This is a genomic window from Streptantibioticus cattleyicolor NRRL 8057 = DSM 46488 (assembly GCF_000240165.1).
GTDB classification, from domain to species: domain Bacteria; phylum Actinomycetota; class Actinomycetes; order Streptomycetales; family Streptomycetaceae; genus Streptantibioticus; species Streptantibioticus cattleyicolor.
In genome coordinates this window covers 1,933,002-1,957,059 of record NC_017586.1, presented here as the reverse complement: position 1 = coordinate 1,957,059, position 24,058 = coordinate 1,933,002, and the positions used below count along the sequence as shown (strand labels likewise).

Annotated in this window: 19 protein-coding genes; 9 read left to right on the top strand and 10 right to left on the bottom strand. The window is 74.8% G+C overall.

Annotated elements, in window-relative coordinates; all coding sequences use genetic code 11:
* Positions 1 to 12: 12 nt before the first annotated feature.
* Positions 13 to 984: an agmatinase gene (gene speB / locus SCATT_RS08585; RefSeq protein WP_014142606.1), complete on the top strand. Its 972-nt coding sequence runs from the start codon at positions 13 to 15 to the stop codon at positions 982 to 984.
* A 118-nt stretch (positions 985 to 1,102) separates the two neighbouring features.
* Entirely contained in the window at positions 1,103 to 4,978 is a 3,876-nt protein-coding gene (locus SCATT_RS08580; RefSeq protein WP_014142605.1) for an ABC transporter ATP-binding protein, read from the top strand.
* 3 nt (positions 4,979 to 4,981) lie between these two features.
* Here the strand turns inward: SCATT_RS08580 and SCATT_RS08575 are convergent, their stop codons facing one another.
* From SCATT_RS08575 to SCATT_RS08565, 3 genes are all read right to left on the bottom strand, one after another.
* Positions 4,982 to 5,884 (bottom strand): LysR family transcriptional regulator, encoded by a 903-nt coding sequence (locus tag SCATT_RS08575; RefSeq protein WP_014142604.1) that lies wholly within the window; start codon positions 5,882 to 5,884, stop codon positions 4,982 to 4,984.
* 130 nt (positions 5,885 to 6,014) lie between these two features.
* Positions 6,015 to 6,815: a sugar phosphate isomerase/epimerase family protein gene (locus SCATT_RS08570; protein WP_014142603.1), complete on the bottom strand. Its 801-nt coding sequence runs from the start codon at positions 6,813 to 6,815 to the stop codon at positions 6,015 to 6,017.
* A 60-nt stretch (positions 6,816 to 6,875) separates the two neighbouring features.
* Positions 6,876 to 8,102, bottom strand: coding sequence for a LacI family DNA-binding transcriptional regulator (locus SCATT_RS08565; protein ID WP_014142602.1), 1,227 nt, complete (start codon positions 8,100 to 8,102; stop codon positions 6,876 to 6,878).
* A gap of 237 nt (positions 8,103 to 8,339) precedes the next feature.
* Here SCATT_RS08565 and SCATT_RS08560 point away from each other — a divergent pair, with 237 nt between their 5' ends.
* From SCATT_RS08560 to SCATT_RS08545, 4 genes are all read left to right on the top strand, one after another.
* Positions 8,340 to 9,491, top strand: a complete 1,152-nt coding sequence (locus SCATT_RS08560; RefSeq protein ID WP_014142601.1) for a Gfo/Idh/MocA family protein — start codon at positions 8,340 to 8,342, stop codon at positions 9,489 to 9,491.
* Positions 9,492 to 10,669: 1,178 nt separating this feature from the next.
* A complete protein-coding gene (locus SCATT_RS08555; protein ID WP_041824564.1) occupies positions 10,670 to 11,821 on the top strand; it encodes a dihydrodipicolinate synthase family protein in 1,152 nt (383 codons plus the stop codon).
* Positions 11,818 to 12,672, top strand: coding sequence for a sugar phosphate isomerase/epimerase family protein (locus tag SCATT_RS08550; RefSeq protein WP_014142599.1), 855 nt, complete (start codon positions 11,818 to 11,820; stop codon positions 12,670 to 12,672). The genes SCATT_RS08555 and SCATT_RS08550 overlap by 4 nt, the downstream gene beginning before the upstream one ends.
* A 245-nt stretch (positions 12,673 to 12,917) precedes the next feature.
* A complete protein-coding gene (locus tag SCATT_RS08545; protein WP_014142598.1) occupies positions 12,918 to 13,727 on the top strand; it encodes a putative protein N(5)-glutamine methyltransferase in 810 nt (269 codons plus the stop codon).
* Between the two features lie 160 nt (positions 13,728 to 13,887).
* Here the strand turns inward: SCATT_RS08545 and SCATT_RS08540 are convergent, their stop codons facing one another.
* Positions 13,888 to 14,811: a ribokinase gene (locus SCATT_RS08540; RefSeq protein WP_014142597.1), complete on the bottom strand. Its 924-nt coding sequence runs from the start codon at positions 14,809 to 14,811 to the stop codon at positions 13,888 to 13,890.
* 223 nt (positions 14,812 to 15,034) lie between these two features.
* Between SCATT_RS08540 and recD2 the strand changes: the two genes are divergently transcribed.
* The 3 genes from recD2 (at position 15,035) to SCATT_RS08525 (ending at position 20,098) form a co-directional block, all read left to right on the top strand.
* Positions 15,035 to 17,323 carry an SF1B family DNA helicase RecD2 gene (gene recD2, locus SCATT_RS08535; RefSeq protein ID WP_014142596.1) on the top strand — a complete coding sequence of 763 codons (2,289 nt, stop codon included), beginning with the start codon at positions 15,035 to 15,037 and terminating at the stop codon, positions 17,321 to 17,323.
* Positions 17,324 to 17,530: 207 nt separating this feature from the next.
* Positions 17,531 to 18,820 carry a citrate synthase gene (locus tag SCATT_RS08530; protein ID WP_014142595.1) on the top strand — a complete coding sequence of 430 codons (1,290 nt, stop codon included), beginning with the start codon at positions 17,531 to 17,533 and terminating at the stop codon, positions 18,818 to 18,820.
* A gap of 510 nt (positions 18,821 to 19,330) precedes the next feature.
* Positions 19,331 to 20,098 carry an SDR family NAD(P)-dependent oxidoreductase gene (locus SCATT_RS08525; RefSeq protein ID WP_014142593.1) on the top strand — a complete coding sequence of 256 codons (768 nt, stop codon included), beginning with the start codon at positions 19,331 to 19,333 and terminating at the stop codon, positions 20,096 to 20,098.
* A gap of 124 nt (positions 20,099 to 20,222) precedes the next feature.
* Here the strand turns inward: SCATT_RS08525 and SCATT_RS08520 are convergent, their stop codons facing one another.
* From SCATT_RS08520 to SCATT_RS08495, 6 genes are all read right to left on the bottom strand, one after another.
* The gene (locus SCATT_RS08520) at positions 20,223 to 20,480 is read right to left on the bottom strand and encodes a heavy-metal-associated domain-containing protein (protein ID WP_014142592.1); all 258 of its coding nucleotides are present in this window, start codon (positions 20,478 to 20,480) and stop codon (positions 20,223 to 20,225) included.
* Positions 20,481 to 20,633: 153 nt separating this feature from the next.
* Entirely contained in the window at positions 20,634 to 20,828 is a 195-nt protein-coding gene (locus SCATT_RS08515; protein WP_014142591.1) for a hypothetical protein, read from the bottom strand.
* Positions 20,829 to 20,997: 169 nt separating this feature from the next.
* Positions 20,998 to 21,591, bottom strand: a complete 594-nt coding sequence (locus SCATT_RS08510) for a DUF4865 family protein (RefSeq protein WP_014142590.1) — start codon at positions 21,589 to 21,591, stop codon at positions 20,998 to 21,000.
* A 25-nt stretch (positions 21,592 to 21,616) separates the two neighbouring features.
* Positions 21,617 to 22,183 (bottom strand): TetR/AcrR family transcriptional regulator, encoded by a 567-nt coding sequence (locus SCATT_RS08505; protein ID WP_014142589.1) that lies wholly within the window; start codon positions 22,181 to 22,183, stop codon positions 21,617 to 21,619.
* Positions 22,184 to 22,257: 74 nt separating this feature from the next.
* Entirely contained in the window at positions 22,258 to 22,710 is a 453-nt protein-coding gene (locus tag SCATT_RS08500; protein WP_014142588.1) for a MarR family winged helix-turn-helix transcriptional regulator, read from the bottom strand.
* 412 nt (positions 22,711 to 23,122) lie between these two features.
* A complete protein-coding gene (locus tag SCATT_RS08495) occupies positions 23,123 to 24,016 on the bottom strand; it encodes a helix-turn-helix domain-containing protein (RefSeq protein WP_014627712.1) in 894 nt (297 codons plus the stop codon).
* Between the last annotated feature and the right edge of the window lie 42 nt (positions 24,017 to 24,058).

Genomic DNA, 24,058 nt, shown 5'->3' with positions numbered 1-24,058 from the left:
GACAGAGCGAACATGACCACCAGCGAGCCGCGCGGTCCGATCGACTCCTCCCGCGTCCCCCGTTTCGCCGGCCCGGCCACCTTCGCCCGGCTGCCCCGGCTGGACGAGGTCGGCACCACCGACGTCGCCGTGGTGGGCGTGCCGTTCGACGCCGGGGTCTCCTACCGCCCCGGCGCCCGCTTCGGCGGCAACGCCATCCGTGAGGCCTCCCGCCTGCTGCGCCCGTACAACCCGGCGCAGGACGCCTCCCCGTTCGCGCTGGCCCAGGTCGCCGACGCCGGGGACATAGCGGCCAACCCGTTCAACATCAACGAGGCGGTCGAGACCATCCAGGCCGCCGCCGACGACCTGCTCGACACCGGCGCCCGGCTGATGACGCTCGGCGGCGACCACACCATCGCGCTGCCCCTGCTGCGTTCCGTCGCCCGCAGGCACGGCCCCGTCGCGCTGCTCCACTTCGACGCCCACCTGGACACCTGGGACACCTACTTCGGCGCCGAGTACACCCACGGCACCCCGTTCCGCCGCGCCGTCGAGGAGGGCATCCTCGACACCTCCGCCCTCTCCCACGTCGGCACCCGCGGCCCGCTCTACGGCAAGCGGGACCTGGACGACGACGCCAAGATGGGCTTCGGCATCGTCACCTCCGCCGACGTCATGCGGCGCGGCGTGGACGAGGTCGCCCAGCAACTGCGCGAGCGCATCGGCGACCGCCCGCTGTACATCTCCATCGACATCGACGTGCTCGACCCGGCGCACGCCCCGGGCACCGGCACCCCCGAGGCCGGCGGCATGACCTCGCGCGAACTGCTGGAGATCCTGCGCGGCCTGGCCGGCTGCAACCTGGTCTCCGCCGACGTCGTCGAGGTGGCCCCGGCCTACGACCACGCGGAGATCACCTCCGTCGCCGCCTCGCACACCGCCTACGAGCTGACCACCCTCATGGCGCGGCAGATCGCCGCCGCCCGGGGAACCGGCGCCTGAGCCACCGCCCCCGCCGGTCCGCCCCCGGACCGCCCCTTTTGTTGCCGCAGGATGAAATCCGCACCCCACGGTGTTGCAGCCTGGCGGCGGAACGTGGGTTCGACGAAAGGGCATCCGGGTGGCGGCGGCGGAGCGGGCACGGCAGGGCGACGAGCGGGCCGGGGAACCCCGGCGACCCGCGGCGGACGGCGGCGGATGGCTGAGACGGATCAGCGCCGACTGCTGGCGTTACCGGCGCAACGTGCTGCTGGCCCTCGGCGCCTCGCTCGCCGGCATGGCGGTCACCGCCCTGGTGCCGCTGGTGCCCCGGCTCATCATCGACGACGTGATCGTGCGGCACAGCAAGCCGCTGGCCCCCTGGGCCGGGCTGCTGATCGTCGCCGCGCTCGCCGTCTACCTCCTCACCTACCTGCGGCGCTTCTACGGCGGCCGGCTCGCCCTGGACGTCCAGCACGACCTGCGCACCGCGATGTTCCGCAGCGTCGGCCGGCTCGACGGCGCCCGCCAGGACGAGCTGAGCACCGGCCAGGTCGTCGGCCGGGCCACCAGCGACCTCCAGCTCATCCAGGGGATGCTCTTCATGCTCCCGATGATGCTCGGCAACGTCCTGCTCTTCGTGATGTCGCTGATCGTCATGGCGGTGCTCTCCCCGCTGCTGACGGTGATCGCCCTCGCCGTCGCCCCCGCCCTGTGGTTCCTGGCCGACCGCAGCCGCACCCGGCTCTTCCCCGCCACCTGGTACGCACAGGGCCAGGCCGCGGCGGTGGCCGGGGTGGTGGACGGCGCGATCACCGGGGTCCGGGTGGTCAAGGGGTTCGGGCAGGAGAGCCAGGAGGAGTCCAAGCTGCGGGAGGTCGGCCGCCGGCTCTTCGCCGCCCGGCTGCGTACCGTACGCCTCAACTCCCGCTACAACCCCGCCCTCCAGGCCGTGCCCGCGCTCGGCCAGGTGGCGATGCTGGCGCTCGGCGGCTGGATGGCCGTCCACCACCAGATCAGCCTGGGCACCTTCGTCGCCTTCTCCACGTACCTGGCCCAGCTCACCGGGCCGGTGCGGATGCTGACCATGATGCTCACCGTCGGCCAGCAGGCCCGGGCCGGCGTCGAGCGGGTCTACGAGCTGATCGACACCGAACCCCGCGTCCAGCAGGCCCACGACGCCCGCCAACTGCCCGCCGACGCTCCCGCCGACGTCGAGTTCGACCAGGTCACCTTCGGCTACGACCCCGCGCACCCGGTCCTCGACGGCTTCTCGCTGCGCGTCGAACCGGGCGAGACGGTCGCCGTGGTCGGCGCCTCCGGCTCCGGCAAGTCCACCGTCTCGCTGCTGCTGCCGCGCTTCTACGACGTGACCTCCGGCGCCGTGCGGGTCGGCGGCACCGACGTACGCGACCTCACCCTCGACTCGCTGCGCGCCGCCATCGGCCTGGTGCCCGAGGACAGCTTCCTGTTCTCCGACACCATCCGCGCCAACATCGCCTACGGCCGCCCCGACGCCACCGACGAGCAGATCCTCGCCGCCACCCGCGCCGCCCAGGCCCACGGCTTCATCAGCGAACTCCCGCACGGCTACGACACCGTCGTCGGCGAGCAGGGGCTCACCCTCTCCGGCGGCCAGCGGCAGCGCATCGCCCTGGCCCGCGCCGTCCTCACCGACCCCCGGCTGCTGCTGCTGGACGACGCCACCTCCGCGGTCGACGCCCGCGTCGAGGCCGAGATCCACGACGCGCTGCGCCAGGTGATGGCCGGCCGCACCACCGTGCTGATCGCCCACCGCCGCTCCACCCTCGCGCTCGCCGACCGGATCGCCGTGCTCGACCACGGCCGCCTGGCGGACATCGGCACCGACGCCGAACTGCGCGAGCGCTGCGCCCTGTACCGCGAACTCCTCACCGACCCCGACGAACTCGCCGCCGACGCGCTCACCCCCGACCCGGCCGGCCGCACCGCCCCCGGCTTCGGCGACGGCGAATCGTCGGCCACCGGACTCCTCGACGCCCCCGCCGCCGCGGCCCCCGTCCGCCACCGCCGCCACGTGGTCGACGGCGTCACCCGCGAACTGTGGCCGCACGACCGCGTCGACACCGGCCGGGACGGCGACCACCGCGCCGCCACCCCGGGCGTGGCCGCCGGACCCGGCATGGCCGGGGCGCTGGCGGGCATGCCGGCCACCCCCGAACTGCTGGCCCGGGTCGCCGCGTTGCCGCCCGCCACCGACACCCCGGGGATCGACGAGGAACGCGCCCGCGCCGCCGACCCCGACTTCGGGCTGCGCGCGCTGCTGCGCGGCTTCGGCCCCGTGCTCCTGCTCAGCCTGGCGCTGGTCGGCGCCGACGCGCTCGGCTCGCTGCTGCTGCCGGTCCTCATCCGGCACGGCGTCGACCAGGGCGTCCAGCGGATGGCGCTCGGCGCGGTGTGGGCCGCCGCGGGCCTCGCCCTGCTGGTGGTCCTCGTTCAGTGGGCCGCCCAGGTCGCCGAGAACCGGCTGACCGGACGCACCGGCGAACGCGTGCTGTACTCGCTGCGGCTGAAGATCTTCGCCCACCTCCAGCGCCTCGGACTCGACTACTACGAGCGCGAACTCACCGGCCGGGTGATGACCCGGATGACCACCGACGTCGACGCGCTCACCACGTTCCTCCAGACCGGACTGGTCACCGCCGCCGTCAGCCTGCTCACCTTCTTCGGCATACTCGTCGCCCTCCTCGCCATCGACGTGCAACTGGCGCTGGTGGTCTTCGCCACCCTGCCGCCGCTGATCGTCGCCACCGTGTTCTTCCGCCGCCGCTCCGCCAAGGCGTACGGGCTCGCCCGCGACCGGATCAGCGCGGTCAACGCCGACCTCCAGGAACACGTCGCCGGGCTGCGCGTGGTGCAGGCGTTCCGCGGCGAACGGGCCGGCGCCGAGCGCTTCGCCCGCCGCAGCGACGACTACCGCGCCGCCCGGGTACGCGGCCAGTGGTACATCTCGGTCTACTTCCCGTTCGTCCAGTTCCTGTCGAGCACCGCCGCCGCGCTGGTGATCGTGGTCGGCGCCGGACGGGTCGGCCACGGCACGCTGACGGCCGGCGCGCTGGTGGCGTACCTGCTCTACATCGACCTGTTCTTCTCGCCCGTCCAGCAGCTCTCCCAGGTCTTCGACGGCTACCAGCAGGCGTCGGTGTCGCTGGGCCGGATACGCGAGCTGCTGCGGGTGCCGACCAGCACCCCGGCGGCCGACGCCCCGCGCCCGGTGCCGGACGACGGGCTGCGCGGCGACATCGTCTTCGACGACGTGCACTTCGCGTACGGCGACGGCGAGGAGGCGCTGACCGGGGTGGCGCTGCGCATCCCGGCCGGGCAGACGGTGGCGTTCGTCGGCGAGACCGGGGCCGGCAAGTCCACCCTGGTCAAGCTGGTGGCCCGGTTCTACGACCCGACGCGGGGCTCCGTGCGGGTGGACGGCACCGATCTGCGCGAGTTCGACCTGACCGGCTACCGCCGCCGGCTCGGCGTGGTCCCGCAGGAGCCGTACCTGTTCCCCGGCACCGTACGGGACGCCATCGCCTACGGCCGGCCCGAGGCGACCGACGCCGAGGTGGAGGCCGCCGCCCGGGCGGTCGGGGCGCACCGGATGATCGCCGGCCTCGGCGACGGCTACCTGCACCGGGTGGGGGAGCGGGGCCGCAACCTGTCGGCCGGCCAGCGCCAGCTGATCGCCCTGGCCCGGGCCGAACTCGTCGACCCCGACGTGCTCCTGCTCGACGAGGCCACCGCCGCCCTCGACCTGGCCACCGAAGCCCTGGTCAACGAGGCCGCCGACCGCCTCGCCACCCGCCGCACCACCCTCGTGGTCGCCCACCGCCTCACCACCGCCGCCCGCGCCGACCGGGTCGTGGTGATGGACGGCGGCCGGGTGGTGGAGGACGGCACCCACGCCGAACTGCTCGCCGCCGACGGCCGGTACGCGCGGCTGTGGCGCACCTTCGCCGGACAGGAGGAACCCGCCACGGCCTGACCGTCACCCCCCGGCCGGCCAGCGGGCGCGCAGCACCCGCACCGTCTCCGCGATCGCCGGCCGGCGCGACGCCTTGGCCCGCCACAGCGCGAACACCCCGCGCACCGGGGCCGGTTCCAGCGGGCGCACCACCACCTGCTCCGGCACCGGACCGCGGCCGAGCCGGGGCACCAGGGCGACCCCGAGACCGGCGGCCACCAGCGCCAGCTGGGTGGCGAACTCGGCCACCTGGTAGGCGAGATCGGGCTCCGCGCCGGACGCCCGCAGGGTACGCACCAGCCACTCGTGGCACACCGTCCCCGGCGGCTGGCAGATCCAGCGCAGCGCGGTCAGATCCGCCCGGCACAACTCGGCCCGGTCCGCCAGCGGATGGCCGGCCGGCAGCAGCACGTCGCAGCGGTCGGCGCCGAGCGCCACCCGCTCCAGCCCGTCCGGCGCCGGCAGCGGGGCGATGTCCCAGTCGTGCGCGACCGCCAGGTCCACCACGCCCCGGGCCACCAGGTCCACCGACACGTGCGGGTCCTGCTCGACCAGCCGCAGCTCCAACGCCGGGTGGTCGGCGGCCAGTTGGGCGAGCACGCCGGGCAAGATGCCGCGGGCGGCGGTGGGGAAGGCGGCCATCGTCAGCCGGCCGGCGGGCAGCCCGCGGCGTTGCTCCAGGGCGACCTCGGTCTCCTCGACGATCGACAGCAGCCGCTGCGCGGTGGAGACCAGCAGGTGCGCCTCGTCGGTGAGCGCCACCCCGCGCCCCTTGCGCTCCAGCAGCGTGGTGCGGGTCTCCCGTTCCAGCTTGGCGATCTGCTGCGAGACGGCGGACGGGGTGTACCCCAGCGCCCCCGCCGCGGCCCCCACCGAACCGTGCACGTGGACGGCGTGCAGGGCGCGCAGTCTGGCCAGGTCGAGCATGCGGTCCTCTCCGTTCGTCCGGCGGACGGCGGGAGGGACGACGGGAGGGGCGGCGGAACCGGACCCGCCCGGCGCCGTCCGGACCGGCCGCCTCGGGCGCTCGATCGTGCGCCCCGCCGCGAACGGCGGATCAGGCGGAACCGGCCAGCAGCCGCGCCAGGTGCTCGCGCCCCGCCCGCAGCAGCCCGGCCAACTCGGGGGCCCGCGGGTACCACCGCTTCTCGTACTCCCAGCACAGCCAGCCGTCCCAGTCGGCGCGGCTGAGCACCTCCACGCACTCCGCCAGCGGCAGCACGCCCTGCCCGAGCGGCAGCGGAGCGCTCTCCTCGGCCGAGGCGACATCCTTGACCTGGACGTATCCCAGGTGCGGGGCGAGCACCGGGTAGGTGGCGGACGGCTCCTCGCCGCCGAGCCAGGTGTGCAGCACGTCCCACAGCGCGCCCACCGCCCGGTGGCCGACGAGCCCCAGCACCCGGGCGGCGTCCGCGCCGGTGCGGTGCGAGTCGTGCGTCTCCAGCAGCAGCCGCACCCCGCGTTCGGCCGCGTACGGGGCGACCGCGGCCAGCCGCCGGGCGGCGACGGCGTCGGCCTGCTCCGGCGGGGTCCCGCCACCGCCGGGGAAGACGCGGACGAACGGCGCCGCCAGGTCGGCGGCGAGCGCCACGTGGGCCCGCAGCCCGTCGAGCACGGGGTCGTCCGGGCCGGGCGCGGCCACCTCCAGGTAGGAGGCGATGCCGAGGATCTCCACCCCGGCCGCCCGGAAGGTGGCGGCCACCTCGCGCCGGCCGGCCGCGTCGAGCCCGGTGTGCACCGGCTCCTCGCCCTCGGCGGCGCGCAGTTCGACCCCGTGGAACCCGTTGTCCGCGGCGAGCCGCGCGACCTGTCCGACCGGCAGCCCCGGCACCCCGAGCGTGGAGAACGCGAACCTCATCGTCCGGACCCTAGGCAGCGCCGGCCACCGGGTCAACGAGGCTCGCCCCGCGCCCCGTCCTCACCCCCGTGGTGGGGCCGTCGACGCCCGGACCGTCAAGGCGGCCTCCACCAGCGCCCGGTCACCCGGCGGCGGCGCCTCGGCGCCCATCACCAGCCGGCCCGCCCACGCCCCGGCCTCGTGCAGCGGCAGCCGGACGGTGGTCAGCGCCGGGGCGGCGTCCACGCTGAACGGCAGGTCGTCGAAGCCGGCCACCGAGACGTCCTCGGGGACCCGCAGCCCGCGCTCGCGCAACGCCGCGCAGACGCCGAGCGCGATGGTGTCGTTGGCGGCCACCACCGCGGTCAACCCCGGGTCGCGGGCGAGGAGTTCGACGGCGGCCCGGCAGCCGTAACCGCGCTCGTACGGGCCGTGCGCCGTGGGCCGGCCGGCCGGGTCCACCCCGTGCGCGGCCAGCGCCGCCCGGTGGCCCTCCAGCCGCTCCCGGGTGGTGGTCCGGTCCACCGGTCCGGCCGCGTACCCGATGCGGCGGTGGCCCAGCGCCAGCAGATGAGCGGTGAGCGCGTAGGCGCCGCCCCGGTTGTCGAACGCCAGCGTGACCGGCCCCGGCACCGGCTCCCCGCCGCGCGGCGCGGGGGTACGGGGACGCCGGGCGCCGGGCCAGGACGCGGGGGCCCCGCCGGACGCCCCGAAGACCCCGGCCCCCCGGGTCGGCGCCTCCTCCGGCCGGGCCCTGGGTATCGATTCCGCTTCCACCCCGGGCCGGCCGCACAGCACGATCCGGGTGCCCTGTGCGGCGAGCCGGGCGAGCCGGTCCGCCACGGCCGCGGTGTGTTCGGTGCCCTCGACGGCGCCACCGGTCAGGATGACGCCGGCGGCGCGCTGACGTTGCAGCAGGGTGAGGTAGGTCAGCTCGGCCGCGGGCGATCCGCCGGTGTTGCAGACCACCGCGAGCTTGCCGCCGGGGTGCCCGGACGGGGTTCCGCTTCCGGCCGGGGCCGGGGTGCCGGAGGGACCCGCCCCGCGGGCGATCTCGGTCTGGGCGGCCCCGGCCAGGATGCCGAAGAACGGGTCGGCGATGTCGTTGACGAGCACCCCGACCAGGTCGGAGGTGGCCGCCGCGAGCGCCCTGGCGGGCCCGTTGACCACGTACTCCAGCTCGTCGACGGCGCGCAGCACGCGTTCGCGGGTGCTGTCGGCCACCGGGTAGTTGCCGTTCAGGACGCGCGAGACGGTCGCGGCCGAGACCCCCGCGCGCGCCGCCACGTCGGCCAGTGTCACCGTCATCGCTGGTACGCCTCCGTGATGCGTGCCGCGGCACGCCGCCCCCGCCGGACCGGGCCGCGCCCGGTGCCGTTTGACGGCCACATGCTCTCACCGGGCGGCCCCCGGTGTGGCCCGGGTGACCGGACCGGTCCCGGGCGGTGTCCCTCTTGTCCGCGGCGACGGGGCGCGGCTAGCGTACGCGACGGACAGAAAGCGCTTGCTACCGCCTTTCCCCATCGCCGAGACCGGGAGGTCCGCGTGACACGCAGGACGGTGCGCATCGCGATGAACGGGGTGACCGGGCGGATGGGGTACCGGCAGCACCTGGTCCGTTCCGTGCTGGCGCTGCGCGAGCAGGGCGGCCTCGACCTGGGCGACGGCACCACGCTGTGGCCCGAACCGGTACTCGTCGGCCGCCGCGGCCTCGCGCTGGAGGAGATCGCCGCCCAGCACGGCCTCGACCACTGGACCACCGACCTCGACGCCGTCCTCGCCGACCCCGCCGTGGAGATCTACTTCGACGCGCAGGTCACCTCCGCGCGGGTGGCCGCGGTGGAACGGGCGATCGCCGCCGGCAAACACGTCTACTGCGAGAAGCCGACCGCCCCCGGAGTGGCGGACGCGGTGCGCCTGGCCCGCCTCGCCCAACAGGCCGGGGTACGCAACGGCGTCGTCCAGGACAAGCTCTTCCTGCCGGGGCTGCGCAAGCTCAAACGCCTCGTCGACGGCGGCTTCTTCGGCCGGGTCCTCTCCGTGCGCGGCGAGTTCGGCTACTGGGTCTTCGAGGGCGACTGGCAGCAGGCGCAACGCCCCTCGTGGAACTACCGCGCCGAGGACGGCGGCGGGATCACCCTCGACATGCTCCCGCACTGGGAGTACGTCCTCCACGAACTCTTCGGCCCGGTCACCTCCGTGCAGGCGCTGGCCACCACGCACATCCCACGGCGCTGGGACGAGGCCGGCAAGCCCTACCCGGCCACCGCCGACGACGCGGTCTACGGCATCTTCGAGCTGGCCGGCGGCATCGTGGCCCAGATCAACTCCTCCTGGGCGGTCCGGGTCCACCGCGACGAACTCGTGGAGTTCCAGGTGGACGGCACCCACGGCTCGGCCGTCGCCGGACTGCGCTCCTGCCGCTTCCAGCACCGCGCCGCCACCCCCCGGCCGGTCTGGAACCCCGACCAGCCGGCCACCGAACGCTTCCGCGACCACTGGCAGGACGTCCCCGACAACGGCGTCTGGGACAACGGCTTCAAGGCCCAGTGGGAACTCTTCCTCCGCCACGTCACCCTCGGCGACCCCTGGCCCTGGGACCTCCTCGCCGGCGCCCGCGGCGTCCACCTCGCCGCCCTGGCCCTGGAATCCTCCACCCAAGCCCGCCGCCTCCCCGTCCCGGAGCTCCCCCGATGACACCGACTCCGCCGGAGGACGGAATCCGGGTGCGGGATAGCATCGCCGCCGTTACCCCGCCCGCGTCGGCCGGATCGCACCCCGCTCCGCCCGGCGACGGTCCGGCTGCGTCCGGGGACGGGTGTTCGGTGCGGGACGGCGTCGCCGCCGTTACCCCGCCCGCGTCGGCCGGATCGCACCCCGCTCCGCCCGGCGACGGGCCGGCTGCGTCCGGGGACGGGTGTTCGGTGCGGGACGGCGTCGCCGCCGTTACCCCGCCCGCGTCGGCCGGATCGCACCCCGCTCCGCCCGGCGACGGGCCGTCCGCGTCCCTGGACGGGTGTTCGGTGCGGGACGGCGTCGCCGCCGCTACCCCGCCCATCTCGGCCGCGTCGCACCCCACCCCGCCCGGCGACGGTCCGTCCGCGTCCGGGGACGGGTGCTCGGTGCGGGACGGCGTTCCGTCCGCGTCGGCCGACGGGCGGACTCCGTCCGGCGGTTCCGTGCCCGAGCCGGGGTCCCGCCTCGCTTCGGGCGGGGCCCGCCAGGGGGCGCCTGGCGGCGGGTTGGCCGTGCCCGCCGGTTCGCCGCCCGGGGCGCGTGCCTGCCCCGCTTCGGGCGAGGCCCGCCCCGGGGTGCCTGACCGCAGCCGTCCCGTCGCGGTCGGCGGCCATCCGATCCCGCCGGGCGGCGGGTTGGCCGTGTCCCGGAGCGGGTGTGCGGTGGCCGTTGGCGGGTCGGCCGTGCCGGGCGCTCGTCCCGTCTCGGGCGGAGCCCACCCTTCCACGCCCGGCGTCACCCTTCCCGGTTCTGCTCCGGCCGCCTCCGGCGCTGTTCCCGGCGTGCCGGTCGGCGGGGCGCTCGCACCTGACGGTCCGCCGCCCGCGTCGGGCGCTTGCCCTGCTTCGGCCGGGGCCCACGCTGTCACGTTCGCCGACGGCCGCCCCGCCAGCTCCCTTTCGGCCGCGCCCGCCGGTACCCCGTCCGAGCCGGGTGCTGGTCCCGCTTCCGGCGCAGCCCACCTCGTCATGCCCGGCGCCGGCCGACCCGTCCCGCCCGGCGGCGGCCAGCCGACTCCGCCGGGCGCCAGCCGACCCGCCCCACCCGGCGGTCCGCCGCCCGCGCCGGGCGCCAACCCCACCCCGGGCGGAGCCCACCCCACCCCGTCCGGCGGGTCGGGCGGCGCGGCCCGTTGTCGGGTGCTTCGGCTTCCGGAGGAGGGTGGGGGGCTGCGGGGGTATGTGCCTCGGGGGGACGGGGTGGGGTGGGTGGGCGGGGCGGAGGCGCGGGGGAGGGTGGTGTTCGCGGCGGCGCATGTGGTGGCGGATCCGTGGCGGGCCGCGGCGGAGGCCCCGGCGGCGGTGGACTGGGAGGCGACGCTGGCGTTCCGGCGGCATCTGTGGGCGCACGGGCTGGGCGTGGCCGAGGCGATGGACACCGCGCAGCGGGGCATGGGGCTCGACTGGCCGGCCGCGGCCGAGTTGATCCGCCGCTCGGCGGCCGAGGCGGCGGCCTGCGGCGGCCGGATCGCGGCCGGCGCCGGCACCGACCAGCTCACCCGCCCCCCGGCCACCCTCGCCGAGGTGACCGCCGCCTACGAGGAACAGCTCGCCCTCGTCGAGGCCGGCGGCGCCCAGCCGGTCCTGATGGCGTCCCGCGCCCTGGCCGCGCTGGCCACCGGCCCCGACGACTACGCCGACACCTACGACCGGCTGCTGCGCCAGGTCCGCCGCCCGGTGATCCTGCACTGGCTGGGCCCCATGTTCGACCCCGCCCTCACCGGTTACTGGGGCAGCACGGACCTCGACGCGGCCACCGAGACCTTCCTCGCCGTCGTCGCCGCCCGCCCCGGCGCGGTGGACGGCGTCAAGGTCTCCCTCCTGGACGCCGGCCGCGAAGTGGCCCTGCGCAGGCGGCTGCCGCCCGGGGTGCGCTGCTACACCGGCGACGACTTCCACTACCCCGAGCTGATCCAGGGCGACGACCACGGCTTCAGCCACGCCCTGCTCGGCGTCTTCGACCCGCTGGCCCCGCTGGCCGCCGAGGCCGTGCGCCTGCTCGACCACGGGGACACCGAGGCGTTCCGCGCGCGGCTCGACCCCACCGTGGAACTCGCCCGCCACCTGTTCGCGCCGCCCACCCGCTACTACAAGACGGGCGTCGTGCTGCTCGCCTGGCTCGCCGGCCACCAGTCGCACTTCACCATGGTCGGCGGGTTCCAGTCGGCCCGTACCCTGCCCCATCTGGCCCGTGCCTACCGGCTCGCCGACGGACTCGGCCTGTTCCCCGACCCGGAACTCGCGGCATCCCGCATGGCATCCCTCCTCTCCGTCCACGGAGTCTGCCAGTGACCACCGACAACGCCCCCGTCCCGCCCGCCGCCGGGCGGCTCAGCATCAACCAGGAGACCGTCCGGCAGCTGTCCGTACCCGACCTGGTCCGGGTCTGTGCCGCGCTCGGCATCGGCGGGGTGGGCCTGTGGCGCGGTCCGGTACGGGAGTTGGGGGTGCGGCGGGCCGCCGAGACGGTGCGGGCGGCCGGGCTCACCGTCAGCTCGCTGTGCCGCGGCGGCTTCCTCACCGCCGTCGACCCGGACGAGCGGGCCGCCGCCCTCGCCGACAACCGGGCCGCCGTGGAGGAGGCGGCCACCCTCGGCACCGGCACCCTCGTCCTCGTCTCCGGCGGACTGCCCGCCGGTGCCAAGGACTTGACGGCGGCCCGCGAACGCGTCGCCGACGCCCTCGCCGAACTCGCCCCGTACGCCGCCCGGCACGGCGTACGCCTGGCCGTCGAGGCGCTCCACCCGATGTACGCCTCCGACCGCTGCGTGGTCTCCACCCTCGGCCAGGCGCTCGACCTCGCCGAGCGTTTCCCCGCCGACCAGGTGGGCGTGGTGGTCGACACCTACCACCTGTGGTGGGACGACCGGGTGCCGGACCTGATCGCCCGGGCCGGCGCCGAACGGCGCATCGCCGCCTTCCAACTCGCCGACTGGATCACCCCGTTGCCCGAGGGCGTCCTGCTCGGCCGGGGACAGCTCGGCGACGGCTGCGTGGACCTGCGCGCCTTCCGCGAGATGGTCGACGCCGCCGGATACACCGGCCCCATCGAGGTGGAGGTCTTCAACCCGGCGCTGTGGGCCGGGGACGGGAAGCGCGTGGTGGCCGGGACGGCGGAGCGCTACCGCCGGCTGGTGTGCTGACGTCCCGCGGGGAGGACGGCGCCGCGCCGCGGAAAAGGACGGGAAGGCGTGGCCCGTGGTCGGGTAGGGTTGCCGTCCCGGTGCCGGGCGCGTTACGACGCGTCCCGCGCCGCAGCCGTCGAGGAACCGAGGAGGTGGGACCCATCACCGCTGTGTCAGGCCGGGTGCTCCCCTCCCGCGGCCGTCCGGTGACCCGGGCGTAACCGACCGCCAGGGAGCCCCCGTCGGTGTCCCGAAAGGCTCTCATGTCGGTCCCGTCGTCACCCGTTTCCCCCGATCCGCTCCTCGCCGCCGAGGTCGTCGCCCGGTTGCGGGCCGCGGGCTGCGTCTTCGCCGAGGACGAGGCGCGGCTGCTGCTCGACGCCGCCGGCGACCCCGCCGCGCTCGCCGCCATGGTCGAACGGCGCGTCCGCGGGCTGCCGCTCGAACACGTCCTGGGCTGGGCGGAGTTCTGCGGTCTGCGGATAGCCGTGGACCCCGGTGTCTTCGTCCCCCGGCGGCGTACCGAGTTCCTGGCCCGTCAGGCCGCCGCCCTGCTCCGGCCCGGGGCGGTCGTGGTCGACCTGTGCTGCGGTACGGGAGCGGTCGGCGCGGCGCTCGCCACCGCGGTGGCCGGGCTCGAACTCCACGCCGCCGACATCGACCCGGCCGCGGTGCGCTGCGCCCGCCGCAACCTGGCCGGCCTGGGCGGCACGGTCCACCACGGCGACCTGTACGAGCCGCTGCCCGCCGCGCTGCGCGGCCGGGTCGAGGTGCTGGTGGCCAACGCGCCGTACGTACCCACCGGGGCGATCGGGCTGCTGCCGTCCGAGGCCCGCGACCACGAGCCGGCGGTCGCCCTCGACGGGGGCGCGGACGGGGTCGAGGTGCAGCGCCGGGTCACCGCCGGCGCGTCCCGCTGGCTCGCCCCCGGTGGCCACCTGCTGATCGAGACCGGTGAACGCCAGGCGCCGCGCACCGCCGAGGCGTTCACCCGCGGCGGGCTGCGCGCCCGGGTGGTCTCCTGCGACGATCTGGGGGCGACGGTCGTCATCGGCACCGCGCCGCCCGCCTGACCGGCGGGCGGCTCCGGCGGCTTTCCCGCGCCGCGCGTGCAACCATCCGGCGGCCTGCCGTGTCGTACTCCTCGCCAGGTTCCCGGGGGGCTCGGGGAACCTTGGGGGGAAGACGGAAGGGACCCGGCCACGGGTCCCTTCCGGCGTTCCGGGACGTGCGTCACGGCAGCTCACGCGCGGTGGGGAACGCGGCCTGCGCGCCGGGCCGGGTGACGGCGGCGGCGCCCGCCCGCACCGCCAGGCGCACCGCCTCCGCGAGGCCGTCCCCGGCCGCCAGCCGCCAGGCCAGGGCGCCGGCGAAGGCGTCCCCGGCGCCGGTGGTGTCCACGGCCTCGACGGTGCGCCCGGGCACGTGGACGATGCCGTCCGGCCCCGCCGCCAGCGCCCCCGAGGCGCCCAGGGTGATCACCACCGAGCGCGGGCCGCGCGCGGCGAGCGCCTCGGCCCACGTCTTCGGCGCCGCCGAGTCCGCGGCGGGGTCGCCGGCGTCGCGCAGCAGGGCGCGCGCCTCGTCCCCGTCGACCAGCAGCGGATCGCAGGCGGCCAGCACCTCGGCGGGCAGCCGGGCCGGCGGCGAGGCGTTGAGCACCACCCGGGTACGGGCCCGTACCGCCTCCCGGACCGCCGCGGCCACCGTCTCCAGCGGTATCTCCAGCTGCACGGCGACCACCCGGGCGGCGGCCAGCAGCGCGCCGGCCGCGGCGACGTCGTGCGGGGTGAGCCGGGCGTTGGCGCCGGGGACCAGCACGACGCCGCGGTCACCGGAGGGATCGACGGCGACCAGCGCGACCCCGGTGGGGGCGCCGCCGACCAGGACGCCGCCGGTGTCCACGCCCGCCGAACGCTGGGTGTCCAGCAGCAGCCGTCCGTGGTCGTCGTCGCCGACCCGGGCCAGCAGCGCCGTGCGGGCGCCGAGCCGGGCGGCGGCCACCGCCTGGTTGGCGCCCTTGCCGCCGGGGTGGGTGGCCGGGCCGGTGCCGATCACGGTCTCGCCGGGCGCCGGGCGGCGCTCCACCCGTACCACCAGGTCGGCGTTGGCCGACCCCACGACCACCAGGTCGTAACCGTCCTCGCCGTCCCGCATCGGTGCCCTCTCTGCGGACCTTTTCGTTCGCTATGGCGCGTTAACGACTGTTTTTGACCACTTCTGCGACGGTAGCGCGGCGGGGCGATCCCCTCGCGCGGAAGTTGTCCACAGGCTGGAGATCCCACGCCCGCGATGTCGGTGACGGGAGATAACGTCTCAGTCACATCGAGGTGGCGGCGCAGCCGGCCGCGGCCCGTACGCCAGGAGGGAGGCCGACCGGATGGATCCGCGACCGCCGTCACAACCCCGCCCGCAGCCGGGGAAGCAGCCGCAACGGCCCCCGGGCCAGGGCGAGTTCCGCCCCGCCGTCCTGGAGGCCGTGCTGGAACGCATCACGTACGCCAACAAGGAGAACGGCTACACGGTGGCCCGCGTCGACACCGGCCGCGGCTCGGGCGACCTGCTCACCGTCGTCGGCGCCCTGCTCGGCGCGCAGCCCGGCGAATCCCTGCGCATGGAGGGCCGCTGGGGCTCCCACCCGCAGTACGGCAAGCAGTTCACCGTGGAGAACTACACCACCGTCCTGCCCGCCACCATCCAGGGCATCCGCCGCTACCTGGGCTCCGGGCTGATCAAGGGGGTCGGCCCGCGCATCGCCGAGCGCATCGTCTCCCACTTCGGCACCGACACCCTGGAGGTGATCGAGCAGGACCCGGCCCGCCTCATCGAGGTCCCCGGCCTCGGCCCCAAACGCACCAGGAAGATCGCCGCCGCCTGGGAGGAGCAGAAGGCGATCAAGGAAGTGATGGTCTTCCTCCAGGGCGTGGGCGTCTCCACCTCGATCGCGGTGCGCATCTACAAGCAGTACGGCGACGCCTCGATCTCCGTGGTGCGCAACGAGCCCTACCGCCTCGCCGCCGACGTGTGGGGCATCGGCTTCCTCACCGCCGACCGCATCGCCCAGGCCGTCGGCATACCGCACGACAGCCCGGAGCGGGTCAAGGCCGGGCTCCAGTACGCGCTCTCCCAGGCCACCGACAACGGCAACTGCTTCCTGCCCGAGGAACGCCTCATCGCCGACGCCGTCAAACTCCTCCAGGTCGACACCGGGCTGGTCATCGACTGCCTGGGGGAGCTGGTCGAGGCCGAGGGGGTGGTCCGGGAGCGGGTGCCGGATCCGGACGGCGGTGACGCGATCCGCGCGGTCTACCTGGTGCCCTTCCACCGCGCCGAGATATCGCTGGCCGGCCAGGTGCTGCGGCTGCTGCGCGGCCCGGAGGACCGGATGCCCGCCTTCCGCGACGTGGCCTGGGACAAGGCGCTGGCCTGGCTGCGCGACCGGACCGGCGCCGAGCTCGCCCCGGAGCAGGAGCAGGCGGTGCGGCTGGCGCTCACCGAGAAGGTCGCGGTGCTCACCGGCGGCCCCGGCTGCGGCAAGTCGTTCACCGTGAAATCGGTGGTGACCCTGGCCCGGGCCAAGAAGGCCAAGGTGGTGCTGGCCGCCCCGACCGGGCGGGCCGCCAAGCGGCTGGCCGAGCTGACCGGGGCGGAGGCGTCCACCGTCCACCGGCTGCTGGAGCTCAAGCCCGGCGGTGACGCCGCCTACGACCGCGACCGCCCGCTCGACGCCGACCTGGTCGTGGTCGACGAGGCGTCCATGCTCGACCTGATCCTCGCCAACAAGCTGGTCAAGGCGGTGCCGCCGGGGGCCCACCTGCTCTTCGTGGGCGATGTCGACCAGCTGCCGAGCGTGGGCGCGGGAGAGGTGCTGCGCGACCTGCTGGCCGAGGGCAGTCCGGTGCCCGCGGTGCGGCTCACCCGGATCTTCCGCCAGGCCCAGCAGTCCGGGGTGGTCACCAACGCCCACCGGATCAACTCCGGGCTGCCGCCGGTCACCCAGGGGCTCGCCGACTTCTTCCTCTTCCCCGAGGAGGACACCGAGGAGGCCGGGCGGCTCACGGTGGACGTGGTGGCGCGGCGCATCCCGGCCAAGTTCGGCCTCGACCCGCGCCGCGACGTCCAGGTGCTCGCCCCGATGCACCGCGGACCGGCCGGCGCCGGGGTGCTCAACGGGCTCCTCCAGCAGGCGGTCACCCCCGGCCGCCCCGACCTGCCCGAGCGCCGCTTCGGCGGCCGGGTCTTCCGGGTCGGCGACAAGGTCACCCAGATCCGCAACAACTACGACAAAGGCGCCAACGGTGTCTTCAACGGCACGGTCGGCGTGGTCACCGCGCTCGACAACGACGAACACCGGCTCACCGTGCGCACCGACGAGGACGAGGAGGTCGGCTACGACTTCGACGAACTGGACGAACTGGCACATGCCTACGCGGTGACCATCCACCGTTCCCAGGGCAGCGAGTATCCCGCCGTGGTGATCCCGGTCACCACGGGCGCCTGGATGATGCTCCAGCGCAATCTGCTCTATACGGCCGTGACCCGGGCAAAGCGGTTGGTGGTTCTGGTCGGCTCACGGCGGGCACTCGCACAGGCGGTACGCACCGTTTCCGCAGGCCGACGCTTCACCGCACTCGATCACCGGCTGCGCGGCGCGGTGCGGGAGAGCTGACCGGGACCGGCCCGGGGCGGCGTGCGGCCATCCGTGCGGCGGGGCCCGGCCGGGGTGTTGGGCGGTCTTCCCGAGGGGGAAGATAGGCACTGCGTGCCACCCAATCACCGTCTGACTGACCCCGGGTGCACGTATGTGCGGCAAATGGGGGAAGGTAGAACCAGTCAGGGCACCTCGAAGAAGAGGCACAACGTCGGTGAGGATGACGTGAGCGACAACTCTGTAGTACTGCGGTACGGGGACGGCGAGTACAGCTACCCGGTGGTCGAGAGCACCGTTGGTGACAAGGGCTTCGACATCGGCAAGCTGCGCGCCCAGACCGGGCTGGTCACCCTGGACAGCGGTTACGGGAACACCGCGGCCTACAAGTCCGCGATTACCTTCCTCGACGGTGAGCAGGGGATCCTCCGCTACCGCGGTTACCCGATCGAGCAGCTCGCCGAGCGTGGCACGTTCCTGGAGACGGCCTACCTGCTCATCAACGGTGAGCTGCCCACCGTCGACGAGCTCAGCTCCTTCAAGAGCGAGATCACCAAACACACCTTGCTGCACGAGGACGTCAAACGGTTCTACGACGGCTTCCCGCGGGACGCCCACCCGATGGCGATGCTGTCGTCCGTGGTGAGCGCCCTGTCGACGTTCTACCAGGACAGCCACAACCCGTTCGACGAGAAGCAGCGCAACCTCTCGACGATCCGGCTGCTCGCCAAGCTGCCGACGATCGCGGCCTACGCCTACAAGAAGTCGGTCGGCCACCCGTTCGTCTACCCGCGTAACGACCTCGGCTACGTCGAGAACTTCCTGCGGATGACCTTCGCCGTCCCGGCCGAGGAGTACGAGCTCGACCCGGTCGTGGTCAGCGCCCTGGACAAGCTGCTGATCCTCCACGCCGACCACGAGCAGAACTGCTCGACCTCCACCGTGCGCCTGGTCGGCTCCTCGCAGGCCAACCTGTTCGCCTCCATCTCGGCCGGCATCAACGCCCTGTGGGGTCCGCTGCACGGCGGCGCCAACCAGGCGGTGCTGGAGATGCTGGAGGGCATCCAGGCGAGCGGCGGCGACGTCGACACCTTCATCCGCAAGGTGAAGAACAAGGAAGACGGCGTGAAGCTCATGGGCTTCGGGCACCGCGTCTACAAGAACTTCGACCCCCGGGCGAAGATCATCAAGGCGGCGGCGCACGACGTCCTCTCCGCGCTCGGCAAGTCCGACGAGCTGCTCGACATCGCGCTCCGCCTCGAGGAGCACGCGCTCAGCGACGACTACTTCGTCAGCCGCAAGCTCTACCCGAACGTGGACTTCTACACCGGCCTGATCTACCGGGCGATGGGCTTCCCGACCGAGATGTTCACCGTGCTCTTCGCGCTCGGCCGGCTCCCCGGCTGGATCGCCCAGTGGCACGAGATGATCAAGGAGCCCGGCTCCCGCATCGGCCGCCCCCGCCAGATCTACACCGGCGTCGAGCTGCGCGACTACGTCCCCGTAGAGGCCCGCTGAGCCAGGCGTCCCCGGGGAAGGCAGGAGCGCCCGGGGGCGAGCGGACACGAATCAGAAGAGCGCCCCGCGCCGGATCCCCCCACGGGTCCGGAGCGGGGCGCCCCCGTGCCCCGGAAGCGGATCCCCCCACGGGTCCGTACCGGGCGTCTGGTGGGCGCCGAGAGGCGCCTATGCCGGGACGAAACCGTCCGGGAGGGCCGCTCAAGCTCTCCGGTCACTTCGCCCCGGCTACGCGGGCCGCCGTCCCCCAAGACGGCGTGCCCATCGTGGTCACCGGGTCCGCCGGGAGCCCGGTGATCGATCGGTTAGACCAACGACCCCCCTCCATGGTTACGTTGCACAGAGTGTGATCTAGGTCTCCCTTGATCGGCGCCGGTCCGGGGACAAATCCGTCCAGGCTACGCCAGATGTACGACGCGGGTGGAGGGCGCCCCCTGCGCCGGGTGCGGGTACCCCATCGCGTAGCGTTAAACCCCCAGTCGGCACCGGGTGTTGGGGCGGAAGGCACGAATGGCGCAGAACGAAACGGTCCAGGCGGAGGACGAGGGTCCCCGCACCGTTGTGGTCACCGGTGGTGGCACGGGCATCGGGCGGGCGATCGCGGAACGGTTCGCCGCGGCCGGTGACCGGTTGGTGATCGTCGGCCGGCGCCGTGAGGTGCTCCGGACCGCCGCGGACGAGATCTCCGCCGCCCACGGCCTGGCGGTCACCCCGATCACCTGCGACCTCGCCGACCCCGACGACGTCGAGGCGGCGCTGGCCCGGCTGCCGGAGCGGATCGACGTGCTGGTCAACAACGCGGGCAGCCGCGAGGTGGCGGTGGGCGCCGGACCGCACGGGATCCTGGCCCGGTGGCGGGGCGACTTCGAACGCAACGTGCTCACCGCCGTGCTGGTCACCGAATCCGTCAAGGACCGGCTCACCCGCGACCGGGGCCGGGTGATCACCGTCACCTCGCTGGCCGCGCTGCGCGGCGGCGGCTCGTACGGCGCCTCCAAGGCGGCGTTGCACGCCTGGAACCACTCGCTGGCCGCCCAGCTCGGCCCGCAGGGTGTGACGTGCAACGTGGTCGCCCCCGGCACGGTGGCCGGCACCGAGTTCTTCGGCGCCCGGCTCAACGAGGCGGAGCTGACCCGGCGGGCCGGGCGCACGCTGGTGGGCCGGGTCGGACGACCGGGGGACGTCGCGGCGGCCGTGGTCTTCCTGGCGTCCGAGGAGGCCGGGTTCATCACCGGCGAGATCCTCCAGTGCAACGGCGGCGAGCTGCTCGGCCGCTGACCCGCCGGACGCGTGGGTGCGGCAGCCCCGTCCGGCGCCGGAAACGCCCGTACGACGAGGGGCGGACGGAAACCGTGACCGGTTCCGTCCGCCCCTCGCCCGTGTGGCGTTCGGGTCGGCGGGGTCAGACCCGGCCGGTCAGCTCGTATCCGGCCTCGTCGACGGCGGCGCGGACCGCCTCGTCGTCCAGGGGCGCGGTGGAGGTCACCGACACCCGGCCGGTGGCGGCGTCCGCGGCGACCGCGGTGACCCCCGGCAGCGCGGAGACCTCCTCGCCGATCGCCTTCTCGCAGTGCGCGCAGCTCATGCCGGAGACCGCGTAGACGACCGTGGTGCCCGGCCCGGAACCGGTCGCGGCGAGCGTGGAGTTGTCGGTGCCCATGTCTGTTCTCCTCCGGTGGTACCTGTCCCTGGGGGCCGTACGGAGAACGACTTTATACCCCTGGGGGGTACATGGGGGAGCGGGGGCGCCGTCCGGGCGTGTCGCCTCCGTCACCCGCCGGCCGGCCCGCGCGTCACCCGGCCGCCCGCGCGGTCAGCGGCCCGAGCGGTTGCCGGGGCGCCGTGAACTCCACAGCCGGATGGTGTCGGCGTACCAGAACGGCCTGCCGCCCTCGACCACGTCCGGATCCGGCAGCAGCCCGCACTTGCGGTACGAGCGCACGGTGTCGGTCCGCACTCTGATGTGGGCGGCGATATCGGTGTACGACCACAGGGCCCGGTCGGGCATCGTCGAACCTCCCGGATGGACGGTGACTGTCGGTCAATCACCCTGTGACCGGTGAACGACCGCACCCGGGGGCGACCGATTGCTGTGAGACTCCTGTGACCGACAACCGGCGTAACGGTGACAATCGTCACCGGGCCGAGAAGGAGTGATGATCGGACTTATCCGGATGTCACCAGTGGCGGCCGGCCGGGAGAGCGTCCAGCTCCGGGGTGTTCAGCCGCAGCACCTCGTACCGCGTCCCGTCCTCGCCCGGGGCGTCCGCCGGGGCCTGCTCCCACAGCGTGAAGCGGATCAGCTCCCAGGTGTGCGGGTCGATGGCGAGGGCGGCGCTGTGGAGTCCGGGGGCGGCGGACAGGCGGCGCAGCGCGGCGAGTTCGCGTTCGGCCAGCGCGGTCAGGTCGGTGCCCTGCGGGACGGGCCGCGCCGAACGGACCGCCGTGCGGGGCAGTCCGTGCCGGGCCGGGCCGTACGCGAACCCCACCCCCGTCCAGTGCCGTACCGCCGGGCGGCCGAAGTCGGCGACGATGCCCTGGAAGCCGCCGCCACCCCACAGGAAGCGGTTCATGCCGGAGGTCTCGCGCCACAGGTAGAACGGCGCGTACTGGTTGACCGGCGAGCCCGCCGCCCGTTCCCGGATCAGGTACGCCTTGACGGCGAGCCCGGGGAAGTCGTCCAGCGCGGCGCCCCGGGTGGCCACCCGGTGGCGGATGACCGCCATGTCGTAGTCGGCGGGCAGGGTGATCTCGTAGCTCATCGCGTACACGGCGGATCCTCGCGGTAGGCGGTGGTCAGGCGGCGCCGGCCGCGGCCAGCAGGGCGAGGATGCCCTCGACGGCGCGGTCGAAGGGCTCGGCGGAACCGGCCGCGCGGGCCAGTACGTAACCGCCCTGCACGGTGGCGGCGACGGCGGCGGCGAGCTGCTCCGGGTCGGCGGTGGCGGGGAGTTCGCCTCGGGCGCGGCCCTCCCGCACCACCTCGGCGAGCCGGTGCCGCAGCCAGTCGAAGAGCTCGTCCACCGGGGCCCGCAGTTCGTCGCTGGCCACGATGTCGGGGTCCATGGTCAGCCGGCCGACCGGGCAGCCGCGCAGCGCGTCGCGCTCCCGGCCCAGGTAGGCGGCGATCCGCCGGCGTGCCGTGCCCGGTGCCGACAGCAGCGCGTCGACCTCGGCGCGCATCTCGGCCACGGTGCGGCGGACGGCGGCCAGGGCCAGGTCGGGCTTGCCCTTGAAGTGGTGGTACATGCTGCCCTGTCCGGCGCCGGCCCGTTCCAGGATCGCCTTGGGGCTGGTGCCCACGTACCCGCGCTCCCAGAGCAGTTCACGGGTGCTCTCGATCAACCGTTCCGCGGTGTCCATGATCCGCACTGTACATACCGATAGGTACAGTGAGCAACGTTCCGAGGTGGCAGGCGTGGGCGGGGGCGTACGGGTTACGCGGGGGCCGCGGCCGGGTCGGTGGCCTCGACGGCCCTGACCAGCGGGGCCAGTTCGGGGAGGTGCGCGGCCTCGTCGAGGGCTTCGCGCAGCGCGGCGTCGTTGGTCGGCCGCGCCTCCTGGAGCAGCTCGCGGCCGGCGTCGGTGACCTCGGTGTAGATGCCCCGCCGGTCGGTGGGGCACAGGTAGCGGGTGAGCAGCCCCTGGCCCTCCAGCTTGTTGACCACCCGGGTGGTGGCGCTCTGGCTCAGCACCACAGCCGCGGCGAGCTGCTGCATCCGCATGTGGTGCTCGCGCTGCCGGTCGAGGACCCGGAGCACCGAGTATTCGGTGACCCCGATGCCGTGCTCGGACTGCAGGGCGCGTTCGACCCGGTTGGCGATCCGCGCGTGCAACGCCGCCAGCGCGCACCACCCCTGGGCGAGCGCCTCCGTCGGGTCATCGGACATACGCCAAGTGTAAGCCGTCCACGACGATTGGCGGCCTGTGCAAGGACCTTCGCGCACGGGCGGCGGGCGCCGCGTCCCCGGGGAATCGGCGGGGTCGCGGCGCCACGCCCGACGGACGGCACGGCCGGTCCGTCCCCGGGGTGCCGAGAAGCCCCGGGCGGAGCGGGACGCGGTACGGATGGCCGGCGCCGGACACCGGGCCGCTCTCCCCGATCACCGTGTCCGTACGCGGCCGTGGGCTCTCCCGTCCCCCACGGCATCGGTCCACCCGCCCCGCGACGTCCCCCGGCCCGCTCTCCCGTGAACCCTTGCCCGGGCCGGACGACCCCGCTTCCCCAGCACGTTCCCACCCCCGGCCCCGGCCGTATTGGAAGAATCCGAACCGGGTCCCCGGGCAACCCCGGCCGGGGCTTCAGGACGGCAGGATGACGCTCGTCACCGCGCCCGCGAGGCGGTCCAGGGAGGGCGGGCCCGGCGGGGACGGAGTGGTGGCGGGGTCGCGCTGGGCGACGAACTCCAGCGGGGTGCGGCCGGTCATCGCCTTGATCTCGCCGCCCAGGTGCGCCTGGTCGTAGTAGCCGCACGCGGCGGCCACCTGCGCGGGCGGACGGTGGGCGGTCAGCAGCCGCAGCGCGTGCTGGAGCCGCAGCACCCGGGCGGCGGCCTTCGGGCGCAGCCCGATCTGCTCGCGGAAGCGGTTCTCCAGTTGCCGGGTGCTCCAGCCGACGTCGGCGGCGAGCCGTGCGATCGGCAGCCGCCCGTGGGTACGGCACAGCTCGTCCCAGGCCCGTACCACCTGCGGCGCGCAGGCCGGGCCGCCCGCCGACCACCGGGCCAGCACCGAGTCCAGCAGCGCGAACCGGGGCGCCCAGCCGGGCAGGGCGGCCAGCGCGCCGGCCAGGTCGTCGAGCCGGCGGCCGAGCAGATCGCGCGGGCGGACCGCCCGGTCGGCCAGTTCGTGCAGCGGGACCGCGAAGATCCGGAACGCCTCCCACGGCGTGAAGAGCACCTCGACGCCGTGCAGCCGTCCGTCGTGCTCGCCGAGCGACGCGGCGGTGTGCAGCCCGGCCAGGCAGGAGTCGAACCAGTCGGGCGGGGCCACCGGCCCGGTGATCCGCAGCCGGGACCCGAAACCCAGCACCAGCGTCACCGCGCCCACCGGGGTCTCCAGCCGCCGGCGCGGCGCGGGCAGCGCCAGCCGGTGGCCGCGGTAGCAGATGACCCCGGGGCGCAGCCGCGGATGGGGGCGACGGCTCGCCGTCTCCCATGTCCCCTCGGGACAGACCTGGTAGCGCACCGGCCTCACGCCCTTCCGCCACGCCGGGCCGCCGCGCCCCCTCCGGCCGCC